Source organism: Actinoplanes sp. NPDC051537 (assembly GCF_055586105.1).
Genome location: NZ_JBVJIU010000001.1, coordinates 620,154 through 634,561 on the forward strand (window position 1 = coordinate 620,154; position 14,408 = coordinate 634,561).

The window sequence follows — 14,408 nt, forward strand, 5'->3', positions numbered from 1 at the left end:
ATCCTAGGAGGCTAGGCAACTTCGTGCCTTCGCGATCGCACCGCCCGCGTGGCCTTCGCGATCGCACCGCCTGCGGGGCCTTCGCGATCGCACCGCCCGCGCGGCTTCAGGTTTGGTTAACCGTCTTTACTGAAGCGGGGCCGGGGACTACCTTCGACCCATGCGGCGGGTATCGATGGTTCTCGTTGGAGTGCTGGTCCTCGGCGGATGCGGGACGGCCGCTCCGCGACCCGAGCCCACGCCGGCCGCCACCACGGCCGACGCCGCCCGGGCGGGCAGCCGCCACGCCGCCGCCGACATCGCGTTCGTGAAGGCGCTCCTCCCCCACCACGAGCGGGGCATCGCCCTCGCGCGGGCGGCGGCCGAGCGCCCCGAGGCCCGGGTCCTGGCCGAGGCGATCATCGTGACCCAGCAGGACGAGATCGTCCGGATGACCGGCTGGCTCGCGGACTGGGGCGAGAAACCACCGGCCACGACGAGCCCGGCCGCGACGACCGGCAACCCGGTCCAGGCCCTCATCGCCCATCAGCAGGAGGCGATCGTGCTGGCCCAGCGGGAGCAGGCCGCCGGCACCAACCCCACCGCGCTCGCCTTCGCCAAGCAGGTCATCGAGTCGCGGGCGGGCGAGGTGGACCAGCTCCGCGGGTACGTCGAGTAGAACGGTCCAGAACGAGTTGCTTTACGAGGGCATTTCAGCATAGAAAATCATGCATGCGTCCGAGGGAGATCGCGCAGGCTTGGTTCGAAATGTGTCGGATGGGGGACGTGGGCGCGTTCGCCACGATGGCCACCGACGACTTCCTCTGCCACGGGCCCGGCGGGACCGGTGATCGGGCCACGTTCGCCGACTGGCTGCAGTGGTATCCCTCGGCCTTCGCCGACCAGCGGGCCACCCTCGACGACGTGATGGCGGACGGCGACCGGATCGTCGTGCGCTACACGGTCCGGTCCACGTACCGCGGCGGCTATCTCGACATCCCGGGGCACGGGCAGCACGTCGAGGAGACCGGCATCATCATCTACCGGCTGACCGGCGGCCGGGTGGCGGAGACCTGGTTCGAGGGCAACGACCTCGAGGTCGCCCAGCAGCTGGGAGCGCGCGTCCACGCACCCGAGGACTAGCAGGAAAGCGCTTGCCTACATCGACGCGTGTTGATTGAATGTCCGGCATGACGCTGGATCGGAGAACACTGCTGCGCACCGTCACCGCCGGCGGTGCGGCCGCCGCCGCGTACGGGATCATGGGTTTGCCCGATGCCGCCCGGGCGCGCGGGAAACGCACCATCTTCGTCGCCGGGGACTCGACCGCCGCCACCTACGCGACCGCCGACGTCCCGCGCGCGGGCTGGGGCCAGGCCCTCCCGGTCTTCGTGCAGGAGCCGGTGGTGAACGGCGCCCTGAGCGGCGCGAGCTCCAAGAGCTTCGCCGACCTCGGCCGGCTCGACCTGATCCTGGCCGCGATCCGCCCGGGCGACGTGCTGCTGGTGTCGTTCGGCCACAACGACGAGAAGACCGACGACCCGGCCCGCTACACCGAGCCGTGGAGCACGTTCCAGGACTACCTGCGCCTCTATCTGGACGGGGCCCGGGCCGCGCACGCCCACCCGATCCTGGTCACCCCCGTCGAGCGCCGGCGGTTCCGGGCGGACGGCACCCCGTACCTCTCCCACGGCGAATATCCGGACGCCATGCGCGCGCTCGCGACCGAGACCCGCACCCCGCTGATCGATCTCACGGCGCTGTCGTTCGCGCTGTGGAGCGAGCTCGGCCCGGAGAAGACCAAGAGCTATTTCCTGTACGTGGACGCCGGCGCGAACCCGAACTATCCCGCCGGGGTCGCCGACAACACGCATTTCCAGGCCCACGGCGCGATCGAGGTGGCGCGTCTGGTGGCGGCCAACGGGTACACGATCCCGGGGCGCGATCTGTGCGCGCTGCGCGACGACACGATCCCCGACGACGTGCTCGTCTGGCCGCCGACCCGGCCCGCGGAGAGCTGAGCCGCGATTCCATGGTCCCCGCGACTCCATGGTCCCCGCGACTCCGTTGTCCCCGCGACGAAGCGCCCGGACGTAAAGCGAACGCGTTCTGTCGCCCAGACGAAGTCCCACCCCCGGATTAATCCCGGCGGGATGCGTTTAAAACCCGATATATCGGGGGGCATACTGGTCGGCGGAAGCCTGGGGGTTCGTCGGCGGGGGTGAGAGGGCGTGGCACAGCCGGAATGGCTGGAGGTCCGCACGCGGGACAAGCAGGCGATCGCCGAGGCGCTCAACAGCATCACCGCGCATCGGGCGAACATCACGATCGACGACGCCGACCGGCTCGACCTGCACGTGCGGATGGCCGGCGGCGGCGTGCTCGGCGCCGCCCGGGTGCGGCTGTGCGGGGTCAGCTACGCCGCCGACACCGAGCCGATCGACTACCTGCTCGCGGGCTGCCTCGCCGACGGCCGCGCGCACATCCGGGTGCCGGGGCTGGACATGGCGCTGCAGCGATCCGACGGTTTCATGTACCCGCAGGGCGTGCCCATCGCCGGCGAATACGGGCACAGCGCCATCGACCTGATCACCCTTCCCATGTCGTACGCCGCGGAGCTGGCCGAGGCGACGACCGGTCTCCGGGCGGCCGACCTGCGTTTCGAGTCGCCGCAGCCGGTGTCGGCGCCGATGCGCGTCTACTGGGCCGCGACCGTCGCGTTCCTGGCCGAGCAGCTCACCCGGCCCGACGCGGATCTGCCCACGCTCGTCCGCGATCAGATGACCCGCCTGGCCGCCACCGCCATGCTCGCCGCCTTCCCCAATACGACGATGACCGCGCGGCTGCCGCGCGAGGGCCGCGTGGCGCCGGCCGCGATCCGCCGCGCGATGGCCTACATGGACACCCACCCCGACCGGGCGCTCACCATCAACGACGTCGCGACGGCGGCCGGGGTCGGCGCCCGGGCGCTGCAGAGCGCGTTCCGCCGGCACCTGGACGTCACGCCGATGGGCTACCTGCGCCGGGTGCGCCTCGAACGGGTGCACCGCGAGCTGCAGACCGCCGACCCGGCCGGCGGCGCGACCGTGCGGGCGGCCGCGCACCGGTGGGGTTTCGCGAACCCGAGCCGCTTCGCCGCCGACTACCGGGCCGCGTTCGGCCAGCCGCCGAGCCGGACGCTGCGCACTTGACGCCTTTTCAAGACACGCCTAACGCAGGCGCACCTCCATCGTGTGGCGGCCGCCGGATCCGGCCCCGGCCCGCACCTCGGCGCCACGGGTCGTCGTGACGAGCCGGATCGGGACCGGGCGGCCGTCCAGGCGTACGGCCGAGACGCTCTTGCCGGCCGGAACCACCGCGCCCAGGGTGAGCCGGGCCCGGACCGCCGCGTCGACCGTGACCGTCAGCGTCCCGGCCCCGCTGGTCGCCCGCACGTCGACGTGGCCCGAACCGACCGCGATGCCCGACCCGGCGATCCGGGTCTGGCCCGGCGGGATCTGCGGCACCACCGACAACGCGCCGCGGCCCAGGTCGGGGTCGACGCCGAGCTGCTGGTGGACGACGGGCCAGAGTACGCCGTACGTTCCCCAGGTCTGCAGCACGCTCGAGCGGCTCAGGAAGTCCTTGCTCATGTTGGTGCCGAAGTCGGGCGACGGCAGGATCTCCGGCATCGCGCCCGGCATCTCCCACACCGACGGGTCGAGCTGGCTGCGGGCGTTGGCCGTCGTGTAGCGCTCCTGCTGGGTGAGGCGGCCGAAGTTGCCCTCGGCGGCGGCCATCACGGCGTTGCCGAGCGAGAAGATGTCGCGCTCGGACGGCGCGCTCGACACGACGCTGTCGCAGCCGGGGATGCCGGTGTGGAAGAAGCCGAAGTCGCCGGTGAAGCAGTCGCGTTCGCGCTGGGCGAGCGCGGTCGCGCCGTGGGCAACAGCCACCGAACCGCCGCCGGGCAGCGACGCCTCCATCGGCACGGCGCCGATCCAGTACCGCTGGAACAGCTTGGCGTTGCCCGGATCCTGCAACGAGTCCGCGTACGAGTTCGCGTCGCCGCCGTACCACCAGTCGGTCTCGAACTTCCGCTCCCGGCCGGCCGCCTCCGACGCCGCCCACGCCGCGGTGGCCCGGTCGCCCTTGCTCGCGGCCAGGTCGGCCAGGTCGAGCAGCCCGCGGATGGTGTAGACGGCCACGTCGAGCTTCTCCGGGCCCATGCCCGCGCGTTCGACGTTGCCGCTGCCCTCGGGCCACCCGTCGCCGTCGGCGTCGAGCGCGACCGCGTACTTCATGGCCCGCACCGAGAAGTCGTACATCTCGTCCCGGAACCGATCGTCGCCGGTCCAGCGCCAGATCAGCGCGACCGTGCTCGGGAACTTCACGGTCTCGTCGGTGTTGCCCGGGTCGGCGTTCGTGCCGAAGTAGACCTGGCCGTCCGGGGTGACCTCGTGCACCACCTTGCCGGACCGGTCGTTGATCACGTCGCTGATCGCCCGCAGCGTGCGCAGATGATTCTCGATCGCCCGGAACTGCCCGGCGGCGACCGAGGCGAAGGCCGAGTACTCGCCGTCGGTGGCGAAGATCCACGGATAGTCGGGCCAGCCCGCGCCCAGCCAGTCGGCCTCGGCCAGCGTGCCCTTGACCGGCGGCAATGCGGTGCCCTGATCGCTGGCGAACAGGCGCAGGTCGCGCGACTGCTGGACCGAGTCGGCCAGGTTCTGCTTGGACCAGTCGACGCTCCGCTGCAACAGCCGGTCGCCGGGCAGGTCGACCCGGGTGCGCGCGGCGACGGCCCGCCGGGTGGCCATCTTGGCGGCCAGCGCGCGCTGCGGGTCACGCAGGACCTTCGCCATTTCCGTACGGGCGGCAGCCGGCCCCTGGTCCGATCCGGCGACCGCGAACCACACCGTCCGGCCGCCCTCGACGTCGTAGGTGAGCCGTCCGCCGGTGCCCTTGCCGGCGGGCCCGTCGTCGCAGACCGCGGGCGTAGGGTCGCCGCAGATCACGTCGCCCTGCGGCCCGCGCATGCCGGGGCCGAGCGCATGCCCGGACGGGGTCAGCCCGCTGCCGACCAGCGCCGCCCAGTCGTGCCCGCCGCCCTGGTCGCGGAAGACCAGGTCACGGCCGTCGAACGAACCGGTGTCGGGGTGGTTGGCGGTGGCCTGGCTCGGCGTCGTGAAGGACCACGGGTACGCCGACAGCAGCTCGGAGTGGGCGTCCACGGTCAGCCGGACGGTGCCCGCGCTCGCCGGGAACCGGAGGCCGATCAGCGCCGCGCGGGACCCGTCGGGCACCACGTCGGTCCGCTGCACTTCCATCCCACCGGGCCCGGCCAGCGTCATGGTCGTGTAGCCCGGATGCGCGGTGAACCGGCTCGCCGTCAGCCAGGCGCCGCCGGCCGCGAACCACACACCGTCGAGCAGCTTGATCGGCTGCGACCAGAATCCGCCCATCTCCCCGCGGATGTGCCAGCCGGTGGCCGGATAGGTCGCGTTCTCGGCGCCCACCTCGTAGGCCCGGTCGCCGGTCACGACGAACCGGCGGTTGCCCAGCTCGGAACCCTCGGACAGGCCGCCCGCGGGCGCCGCGGCCACCGCCGGGGCGACACCGCACAGGCCGATCGCCGTACCCAGGACCACTGCCACCGCGAGACGCTTCATGGCGGACTCCAGAATTGATCATCATTGATCTCTCTGGCTCCCACCCTGCCCAACCCCGGCGATGGTCGCAACCGGACCGTGTCGCACAAGTCGTCTCACAGGTCGTCGCACAGGTCGTCTCACAGGTCGAGGATCAGTGCCCGGTGGTCCGAGACCTCCGGTTTCGCGACGATCTCGAAGCTCTTGACGGCGGCGAGGTCGGAGATCAGCAGGTAACTCGCGTGGCGTACCGGCTTGCCGTAGTGCGAGGTGCGGGTGTCGGCCGCGCCGACCAGGTCGCTGAGGCCGGCCTCGGCGAGCAGGCCGAAGGTTTCGCTGCCGGGCAGCAGGTTGAAGTCTCCGCAGACGACCACCAGGTCGTGCGGGCCGCGGATCCGGCGCACCAGCGCCACGAGCCGCTCGGCCTGCCGGCGGCGGGCCGGGCTGTCCGCCTTGCCCGCCGGGTCGCGCAGACCGTGCATCTGGACGACCCAGACCGAGCGTCCGGCATCCCGGTCGGCGGCACACACCGCGAGCGCGACCCGGGGGCGGTCGGCGACCGTCCACTCGTCGTGGTCGGCGAAGCTCCCGTGGACGAACGCCGAGTCGACGCCGACGACCGGCAGGTGTTCGGCGACCAGCGTCGCGACGCCGAAGTCCTGCCGATGGCGCGCACCCCGGCCGTCCCGCACGGGCCCGGAGTCGCTGGTCACGAAGATCGCCTGATGGCGCGGCAGCACGCTGCGGACGTCGTGGAGCAGGTCGGCACGCTGGGGCAGGCTGCGGTGCCCGTCCTCGAAGCGGGTCCACCCGTCCAGTCCCGGGGTGCGGGTCACCTCCTGCAGGCAGACCACGTCCGCCCCGCTCTCCGGCAGCCACGCGACGAGCTGGTCGTACAGCGCGCCACCCCAGGCGTTGACACTCGCGATCCGCACCGATTCTCCCGCCTCTTCCCGCCTCTTCTCGCCCGGGACATGCTAGGGCTCTACAGTGCCGGGCATGACGGAATTCGGAGCGGACTGGCGGGTGGTCGGCGGCGTGGCGACGGCGTGGTTCGACGCGCCCTCGCCGATCGAGGGGGCCGCGCTGGCCGGCCGCATCGTGGACCTGTCGGCCGGCATCCCGGTCGACCTGCGCGCGACCGGCGTGCGGGTGCGCCTCGACTCGGACGAGCACGCCGAGGCGGTGTCGGCGGCCGCGCGCGATCTCGGGCTGGCCGCGAACCCGGCCGTGCCGCAGCAGGTGAGCGTCGTGGTCGAATCCGCCGACCCGCCCGCGGTGCGACGGTTCTGGCAGCGCGTGCTCGACTACGCGCCCGTGGAGGACGGCGGACTGGCGGATCCGCTGCGGCGCGACCCCGCCCTGCGGATCCGGCATTCGACCGAGAACCGGCCGTTGCGCAACCGCGCCCACCTCGACGTGGTGCGGCCGGCCGCGGCGGGATTCGGTGAGGGGGCGGGGCCGTTCGGGGTCCGGCACGCCGACCCGGACGGGAACGAGGTCGACCTGGTGCCGGGCGAGGCCCTCGGCGAGACCGCCGGCACGGCCGACTGGCAGGCGGTGTTCAGCGCGATGGCGTGCTACCGCGTCACGTCGCCGGCGCAGCAGCGTGACCTGGCCGTCGCGGCGGCGACGCGGGCCGGCGACGCGGGCTTCCCGCTGCTGGTCGACCTGCGCCCCGGGCTCGTGATCCTGGACAGCGGCAAGGACCAGTCCGACGCCGACGCCCACGGCCTGGATCTCGACTTCACCGAGCTCGCCGCCGGCCTGCAGACCGCCGCCCGCGAGCTCGGGGCGACCGCGGATCCGGGCCTGCCGCGCTTCGTTCAGCTCTTCCTCGACGCCGCCGACGTCGCCGCGCTCCGCGCGTTCTGGGTCGCCGCCCTCGGGTACATCGAGGACCGGCGGGCCGGGGTCAGCGACATCCACGATCCGCGGCGGCTGAACCCGGAGCTGGTGTTCCAGGAGCTCGACGCCGCGGAGACGGAACGGCGGCGGCAGCGCAACCGCATCCACTTCGAGCTCGCCGTGCCGGCGGACGTCGCGCAGACGCGCCTCGCCACCATCGTCGCCGCCGGCGGCCGGCTCCTCGACGAGTCGGCGGGTCGCCGGCGGATCGCCGACCCCGAGGGCAACGAACTGGTGATCGTCAGCGAGCAATGAGTTCCGGTTCGGCCGAGCGCTCGACGCCGCTCAGCGCCGCCTCGACCCGGCGGTTGCTGGTCATGGTCGCCGTGACGGCGGTCATGGTGAGCAGGAGGCCGGCGGCGACGTAGAGCGGGGTGCGCACGTCGAACGCCGACGCCAGCCAGCCGCCGAGGAAGGCGCCGAACGGGGCCGCGCACATGGCGAGCATGCGGGAGGTGGAAGCGACCCGGCCCATCAGGTGAGCGGGGACGATCGCCTGCCGGAGGGACGGGCCGAGCACCATCGTGGCGCCCATGCCCGCGCCGCAGACGGCGAGCGCGAGGCCGGCCACGTACGGGTTGGGGGCGGCGGCCAGGCCCAGGATGGCGAGCCCCTCGATCGCGGCCGTGCAGGTCAGTGCCGTGCCGGTGCCGAGTCGCCGGCCGAGGGCGGAGGCGACGCCCGCGCCGAGCAGGCCGCCGGTGGCCTCCGCCGTGAGGAGCAGGCCGAAGCCGTAGGTGTCGATGCCGAGGCGGTCGTGCGCGAAGAGGGCGAGGACGGTCTCCACGGCGAGGAAGGCGATGTTCCCGACCGCCGGGCGCAGCGCGAGCCCGAGCAGCAACCGGTCCCGGAAGACGTACGAGGCGCCGGCCCGGGCCTGCCGCAGCAGCGACTCGCGGACCTGCGGCACGGGCCGGGGGACGGCCGGCAGCGACCGCACGAGCAGGGCGGAGAGCGCGAACGACACCGCGTCGGCGAGCAGCGGAACCGACCGGCCGAGCGCGAGCAGGGCACTGCCCGCGGGCGGCCCCGCGAAGCCGGACGCGGCGGTCTGGGCGGCGCGCAGGCGCGAGTTGGCGCGCTCCAGGGACGCGGGGGCGCGGCCGAGCAGGTCCGGCAGGTAGGCCGTGGCGGCGGTGTCGAAGAACAGGCCGCCGAGGCCGAGCAGGAAGGCGACGGCCGCGAGCAGCGGAATGCTCAGCAGGTCGAACGCGGCGGCGGCCGCCGGTATCGCGAGCAGCACCGCGCGCGCCGCGTCCGTGACCCACATCGTGCGGCGCCGGTCCCAGCGGTCCACCAGCGCGCCGCCGAGCACCCCGAAGAGCAGCCACGGCAGCGTGCCGGCGGCGGTGACGACGGCGAGCGCCATCGGATCCCGGGTCAGCGTCAGCGCGATCAGCGGAAACGCGGCGTGCGTCACCCCGTCACCGAGGGAGGAGATCGTCTGTGCCGTCCACAGCCGCCCGAACCCGGTCGGCAACGTGCGAGCGTCCGAGGTCATTTGGCGTCCCCCCCGGCCTCCACGTGCGACGCCGGGTGGAACAGCGCGAAGACCAGTGACGCGTCCGGCAGCGCCGGGTCGGACAGCTCCCGGTACTCGTCGGCCAACGCCTCCAGCCGGGCCGCCAGCTGCGCGAACTGCTCCTCGGTGAGACGCAGGTGCGCCATCCGCACGTGCCGCTCGCCCGCCGGCGACGCCTCCAGGTCCGCCACCGCGTGCCGCATCAGCATGTCCGGCCCGCCCTCGCCCGGATCCGGCAGCACGATCGACCGCGCGGCCATCGCGTAGTACCGCTCGACGACCCCGCGCACCTTCCGGGTCCGCACCACCTTCACCAGGCCGGCCCGCTCGAGCAGCCGCACGTGGTAGCTGGAACTGCCCTTCGCCAGACCCACCCGGTCGGCGATCTGGGTGATCGTCGCCGGCTCGAACCGCAGCACGGCCATGATCCGGTGACGGGTGAGGTTGGAGACGGCGCGGAGCTGCTCGCCGGTCGTGACGTGGAACGTCTCGGGAAGATCGTCGTCAGGCATGCGCTCAATGGTCAACGTTTCTTGACCATTGCGCAAGACCTTTTCCGCCTCAGACTTTCTCCGCCGTGGCGGCGAGCAGGAACGGCAGCAGGAACGGCAGGACGCGGCTCGCCTGCATGGCGGCCATGTGGTCGGCGCCCGGGACGATCTCGATCGCCCAGCCGCGGGCGGTCAGCTCCTCGCGGTGCGCGATCAGCGGGCCGGCGATGTCCACGACCGCGTCGTCCCACTGCGGCCCGTACGCGATGACGTCCTTCTCCCCCGCGAACGCGAGCCGCGGCACGGTCAGCGGCGCCGACTCGAACGCGGCCGGGTCGCGCAGGGACTCGTAGAGCGTCACGTACTGCCCGGTCTGCTCGGGAGTGCGGGTGAACGGCACGCTGTCCCAGTCGCCGGGGACGGCCTCGCCGGACGGGGGCGGCGGCGGGTTGTCGCGGTGGGCGATCGCCATCCGGTGCGCCACCCGGGTCACCGCGAGCATCGCGTCGTAGGGGCCGCCGAGCGGCGGGTAGCCGCCCATGACCAGCGCGGACAGGCGGTCGGTGCGCAGGGCGAGCTGGAGGCCGGCGACCGCCAGCCAGGAGTAGCCGTAATAGGCGAAACGGGGTGCGCGCGCGGCGTCGGCGATGGCGAGCAGGTCGGTGGCCACGGCGGCGGCATCGAGCGTACGCGATGCGGGGTGCCCGGTCCGGTGGTCCTCGTAGTCGGCGGCGATCACCCGCAGGCCGGCCCCGCTCAGCGCCGTGGCCAGGGTGTCGCCGAGATTCGGGTCGGCGCCCCAGGCCCGCAGCTCCTCGGCCGCGGGGCCGTCGATCACGCGGGTGCCGATCGGCAGCAGCACCGCGGGGCCGTCGCCCCGGACCGTGACGTCGATGAGTGTTCCGTCGTGCAGTAGTGCGTTCGGCATGCAAAACACTATACGCTGTAAGGACTATGTCTCCGGAAGATGTCACGGCGCACGTCCGCCGGCTCTGGCGCCACCGCGGCACGACGCTGCCCACGCCCCGGCGCGGCCCCCGGCAGCAGCTCGACCTCGACGAGATCCTCGGCGTGGCGGTGGCGCTGGCCGACGCGGACGGGCTGGCGGCGGTCTCGACCCGGGCGGTCGCCGCCCGGTTCGGCAAGACGGCGATGGCGCTCTATCCGTACGTCGGCGACAAGGAGCAGATGCTCGCGCTGATGCTCGATCACGCCTCGGGCATGCCCGCCTGGAACGATCCAGGCCCGGCGCTCGCCGACGACCTGTCGGCCTGGGCGCTGGCGTTCTTCGAGCTGCACCTCGCCCATCCGTGGCTGACGTCGCTGTCCTGGGCCCGGGCCTCGCAGGGCCCGCACGAGCAGGACTGGATGGAGCGGCTGCTCGGCATCCTCGACCGGCGGGAGGTGCCGGGCGGGGTGCGGTCACCGGCGGTCACGATGCTGTACGCGACGGTCCGTGCCTGCGCCGAGACGGCGGCCGCGTACGGCTCCCTCGGCGCCGGCGACGCGGCGCAATGGACGGAGCGGGCGGCGGCGACCCGGCGGCTGATCCCCGACCTCGCCGAGCGCTACCCCCTCGCCGCGGCGCTGCCCCCGGTCACGACGGACTGGCGGGACGCGCCGAGGGCCGGCCTGCTGGCCGCCGTGCAATTACTTTCCGCCACGCTCATCAATGTGTGAATGGCGTGTTTCGTCAATGCTGGTCGCGCTCGCGCTGCCCGCCCTGCTCGCCGCCGCCCGCCTGCGCGCCCAGCCCCGGATCCGCACGGGCGCCGGCCCTGTCCGCCGTCGCCGCCGCCGCGTGGGCGGTCGCCACCCGCCGCGGGACCATCGCCGCCCGCGGTCGGATCAGGCGGCCGCCCCCACCCGGCCGAAGTCCGGCTCCGCGGCCGGCCGCCCGAAGAAGTAGCCCTGCAGGTAGCGATATCCCAGCCGGGTCAGCGCCTCCGCCTGCTCCGCCGTCTCGACGCCCTCGGCCACGGCCGACAACCCCAGCCCGCCGCTGAGGCGGATCAGCGCCTCGGCGATCACGGTCTCCCGGCCGGCCGAGGTGATGTTGTCGACGAACGACTTGTCGACCTTGATGGAGTCGACGGGCACGGTCTGCAGCAACCCCAGCGACGAGTGGCCGGTGCCGAAGTCGTCCAGCGCCACCCGGACGCCCAGCGCCCGCAGCTCGTGCAGCGTCGCGACGGCCGGGCCGCCCTCGAACACGGCCGTCTCGGTCACCTCGACGGTGAGGCACGAGGCCGGCAGCCCGACCTCGGACAGCGTCGACGCCACGAAGGACGCGAACCCCGCGCGGGCGAGCTGCTTGGCCGAGACGTTGACGCTGACCCGGCCCGGCGCGGCGCGGCCGAGCTCCGAGCGCCAATCAGCCAACCTCGAGCACGCCGTACGCAGGATCCAGGCGCCCAGCTCGACGATCAGCCCATTGTGCTCGGCCACCGGGATGAACGCGGCCGGGCTCACCAGGCCGCGCACCGGGTGCTCCCAGCGGACCAGCGCCTCCACGGCGGCGACCCGGCCCGTGGGCATCTCGACGATCGGCTGGTAGACCATGCGGAACTGGCCGGCGTCGAGCGCGGCCCGCATCTCGGCGCCCAGCTGGGCGTACTCGACGTCGCGCTGGTCGAGGGCCGGGGTCCAGCGCCGGATCGGCACGCCGGCGCGCTTCGCCGCGTACATCGCCGTCTCCGCCTGTCGCATCAGCTCGACCCCGTCGATGCCGGCGCCGCCGGCGAGGCCCAGCCCGACGCCGACCAGCAGGTCGTGCCCGTCCGCCGAGACCGGCGGGTGCAGCACCGCGACCAGCCGGGTGGCCAGCTCCTGCGCGTCGGTGGCCCGGGCGTCCGGCAGCAGCACCGCGAACTCGTCCCCGCCGATCCGGGCGATCAGCGAACCGGCCGGCGCGACCGACGAGATGCGCAACGCGAGCACCGACAGCACCAGATCGCCGACCGGGCGGCCCAGTTCGTCGTTGACGTTCTTGAAGCCGTTGAGCCCGATCATGGCGACCTGCGGGTGGCCGGACGCGGTCGCGTCCCGCAGCGACTCCTCGAGCTGGCGGCGGTTGGCCAGCCCGGTCAGATCGTCGGACATGGCCAGCGAGCGCAACTGCCCGGCCTGGCCGCGCAGCGCCCGCATGAACTGCCACATGCGCACGCTGACGAGCACGAACAGGACGGCCGACCCGATCGCGAGCGCGCACCGGTCGACGTCGTCGTGGCCGATGTGCGGCAGCAGCAGGAGGGCGGGCGCGACCGTCGAGCACGCGCCGAGCACGACGAGCCGGACCGGCCGGACGCGCGCGTCCGGGTCGGCGGCGGTCTCGACGACGGCCATCGACGGGTGCAGCGCGGCGGCGGCCCAGCACAGGTACGACAGCAGGAACGCGGCGTTGATGGCGGGCATGTCGGCGTTCCAGTACAGCGACACGACCGAGAACGCGGTGTCGGCGGCGAGCACGAGAACGGCCGCCGCCCCGATCAGCCGGGTGCTGGCGGTGCGGCCGCCCGGGTCGGCGAACAGCCGGGCCAGGATGGCCAGCAGCAGCACGTCCACCGACGGGTAGGTGGTGCCGATCACCCGCTCGAGGACCGTGGTGCCCGAGTCGGCGGCGACCGGGTGCAGGACGAACACCCAGAAGGCGAGACCCAGCCCGATGGCGGCGACGGCCGCCTCGACCAGGCCCGGCGCGCCCCGGCCGCGGCGGCGGACGAGCAGCACCAGCCCGGCCACGACCAGCGGGTACGACGCCAGATAGAACACGTCGGCGACCGACGGGTACGGGTTCTGGTGCAGGACGAACTGGTAGTAGACCCACAGCAGGTCGCCGGCGGTGGAGGCGAACTGCCCGGCGGCGAACAGGTACCACATGGCCGGGCGCTCGGGCCGGTGCAGCCGGACGGCGGCGAGGATCGTCAGCCCGGCGACCAGGCCGATCCCGTCGTACACCAGGCTCGAGAGGAGGGAGCCGGACGGCAGCAGGCAGTACGCGGCGATCACGAGGATGCCGCCGCCGAGCCACCAGCGCCACAGGGTCGTGCGATTCATGCCGCCACCGGGAGGGATGCGAGATCGGGACCGGCAACCGGCCGGCCGTAGTGGTAGCCCCGCAGGTAGCGGGGGCGGCCCCCGGGCCGCACGCCCGTCCCGCGGGTGGCGGCCGTCGGGTGCAGCGCGGCGGCGGCCCAGAACACGGACGAGAGCAGGTGCAGCGCGTCGACCAGAGACGTCGCACCCGCGGCGTAGGGCGCACCGAGGTCGGCGGCGAGCAGCAGCGCCGTCGCCACCCCGAGCATCAGCGCCGCGGGCGCCCGCCCACCCGCGCCGGCCAGCACCAGAACGGCGATCGTGACCATCAGGACGTCCACCACCGGCACGAGCGTCCAGAACGCCGCCCCGACCCCGGCGGCGACGATCGTCGCGTCGAGCAGCCCCTCGGGCCCCCCACGACGCCGGCGCAGGATCAGCAGCATGCCGACGGCGAGGGCGATCCCGGCGGCGGCGCCCGCCCCGAGCACGGAGAGCCCGAGGCCGGCCGCGAACAGGTACCAGACGGCCGGCCGCACCGGCCGGTGCAGCCGCACGGCCCCGGCGACGGCGAGCGCCGCCCCGAGCCCGGCCGCGCCGGAGACCATCGCCGCGGCGGCGCCGTCACCGGGCAGGATCAGGTAGACGGCGGTCGCGGCGAGGCCGCCCGCCAGCCACCACACCCATACCCGATCTTTGTGCACGTACGGACATCGGCCGCGCGCTCCACCGGATTAGAAATCCGTCGCCATCCCGTTGCGATGGTCACACCAGCGCCCGGCGGCGCCGGCGAGGCGGCCGGCCACACCGGTGCTCCTGCGGATCGAGAACCCCGGACATAGC

General features: G+C 73.6%; 13 protein-coding genes. 6 read left to right on the forward strand and 7 right to left on the reverse strand.

Annotation, left to right across the window (positions count from 1 at the left end; translation table 11 throughout):
* The first annotated feature begins 160 nt into the window (after nucleotides 1–160).
* The 4 genes from ACZ6TB_RS02920 (at nucleotide 161) to ACZ6TB_RS02935 (ending at nucleotide 3,170) form a co-directional block, all read left to right on the forward strand.
* Nucleotides 161–658 carry a DUF305 domain-containing protein gene (locus ACZ6TB_RS02920; RefSeq protein WP_465549885.1) on the forward strand — a complete coding sequence of 166 codons (498 nt, stop codon included), beginning with the start codon at nucleotides 161–163 and terminating at the stop codon, nucleotides 656–658.
* Nucleotides 659–711: 53 nt separating this feature from the next.
* A complete protein-coding gene (locus tag ACZ6TB_RS02925; protein ID WP_465549887.1) occupies nucleotides 712–1,122 on the forward strand; it encodes an ester cyclase in 411 nt (136 codons plus the stop codon).
* A gap of 47 nt (nucleotides 1,123–1,169) precedes the next feature.
* The gene (locus ACZ6TB_RS02930; RefSeq protein WP_465549889.1) at nucleotides 1,170–2,000 is read left to right on the forward strand and encodes a rhamnogalacturonan acetylesterase; all 831 of its coding nucleotides are present in this window, start codon (nucleotides 1,170–1,172) and stop codon (nucleotides 1,998–2,000) included.
* Between the two features lie 210 nt (nucleotides 2,001–2,210).
* Nucleotides 2,211–3,170, forward strand: a complete 960-nt coding sequence (locus ACZ6TB_RS02935) for a helix-turn-helix transcriptional regulator (RefSeq protein ID WP_465549891.1) — start codon at nucleotides 2,211–2,213, stop codon at nucleotides 3,168–3,170.
* 18 nt (nucleotides 3,171–3,188) lie between these two features.
* On the opposite strand, the gene ACZ6TB_RS02940 is transcribed toward ACZ6TB_RS02935, so the two are convergent.
* Nucleotides 3,189–5,630 carry a glucosidase family protein gene (locus tag ACZ6TB_RS02940; protein WP_465549893.1) on the reverse strand — a complete coding sequence of 814 codons (2,442 nt, stop codon included), beginning with the start codon at nucleotides 5,628–5,630 and terminating at the stop codon, nucleotides 3,189–3,191.
* A gap of 119 nt (nucleotides 5,631–5,749) precedes the next feature.
* Complete coding sequence (locus tag ACZ6TB_RS02945) at nucleotides 5,750–6,544, reverse strand: endonuclease/exonuclease/phosphatase family protein (RefSeq protein WP_465549895.1); 795 nt, start codon at nucleotides 6,542–6,544, stop codon at nucleotides 5,750–5,752.
* 64 nt (nucleotides 6,545–6,608) lie between these two features.
* Here ACZ6TB_RS02945 and ACZ6TB_RS02950 point away from each other — a divergent pair, with 64 nt between their 5' ends.
* Nucleotides 6,609–7,772 carry a VOC family protein gene (locus tag ACZ6TB_RS02950; RefSeq protein WP_465549897.1) on the forward strand — a complete coding sequence of 388 codons (1,164 nt, stop codon included), beginning with the start codon at nucleotides 6,609–6,611 and terminating at the stop codon, nucleotides 7,770–7,772.
* Here the strand turns inward: ACZ6TB_RS02950 and ACZ6TB_RS02955 are convergent.
* Genes ACZ6TB_RS02955 through ACZ6TB_RS02965 form a run of 3 tightly spaced genes read right to left on the reverse strand, consistent with a single transcriptional unit; the run spans nucleotide 7,759 to nucleotide 10,458 of the window.
* Nucleotides 7,759–9,018 carry an MFS transporter gene (locus ACZ6TB_RS02955; protein ID WP_465549899.1) on the reverse strand — a complete coding sequence of 420 codons (1,260 nt, stop codon included), beginning with the start codon at nucleotides 9,016–9,018 and terminating at the stop codon, nucleotides 7,759–7,761. The two genes, ACZ6TB_RS02950 and ACZ6TB_RS02955, sit on opposite strands and share 14 nt — an antisense overlap.
* The gene (locus tag ACZ6TB_RS02960) at nucleotides 9,015–9,551 is read right to left on the reverse strand and encodes an ArsR/SmtB family transcription factor (RefSeq protein ID WP_465549900.1); all 537 of its coding nucleotides are present in this window, start codon (nucleotides 9,549–9,551) and stop codon (nucleotides 9,015–9,017) included. Before ACZ6TB_RS02960 ends, ACZ6TB_RS02955 begins: the two co-directional genes overlap by 4 nt.
* 49 nt (nucleotides 9,552–9,600) lie before the next feature.
* A complete protein-coding gene (locus tag ACZ6TB_RS02965; protein ID WP_465549902.1) occupies nucleotides 9,601–10,458 on the reverse strand; it encodes an alpha/beta fold hydrolase in 858 nt (285 codons plus the stop codon).
* Nucleotides 10,459–10,484: 26 nt separating this feature from the next.
* Between ACZ6TB_RS02965 and ACZ6TB_RS02970 the strand changes: the two genes are divergently transcribed.
* Nucleotides 10,485–11,210, forward strand: coding sequence for a TetR/AcrR family transcriptional regulator (locus tag ACZ6TB_RS02970; RefSeq protein ID WP_465549904.1), 726 nt, complete (start codon nucleotides 10,485–10,487; stop codon nucleotides 11,208–11,210).
* A 168-nt stretch (nucleotides 11,211–11,378) separates the two neighbouring features.
* Here ACZ6TB_RS02970 and ACZ6TB_RS02975 read toward each other — a convergent pair whose 3' ends face one another.
* Nucleotides 11,379–13,586, reverse strand: a complete 2,208-nt coding sequence (locus ACZ6TB_RS02975; protein ID WP_465549906.1) for a putative bifunctional diguanylate cyclase/phosphodiesterase — start codon at nucleotides 13,584–13,586, stop codon at nucleotides 11,379–11,381.
* Entirely contained in the window at nucleotides 13,583–14,269 is a 687-nt protein-coding gene (locus ACZ6TB_RS02980) for a hypothetical protein (protein ID WP_465549908.1), read from the reverse strand. Before ACZ6TB_RS02980 ends, ACZ6TB_RS02975 begins: the two co-directional genes overlap by 4 nt.
* Nucleotides 14,270–14,408: the final 139 nt, after the last annotated feature.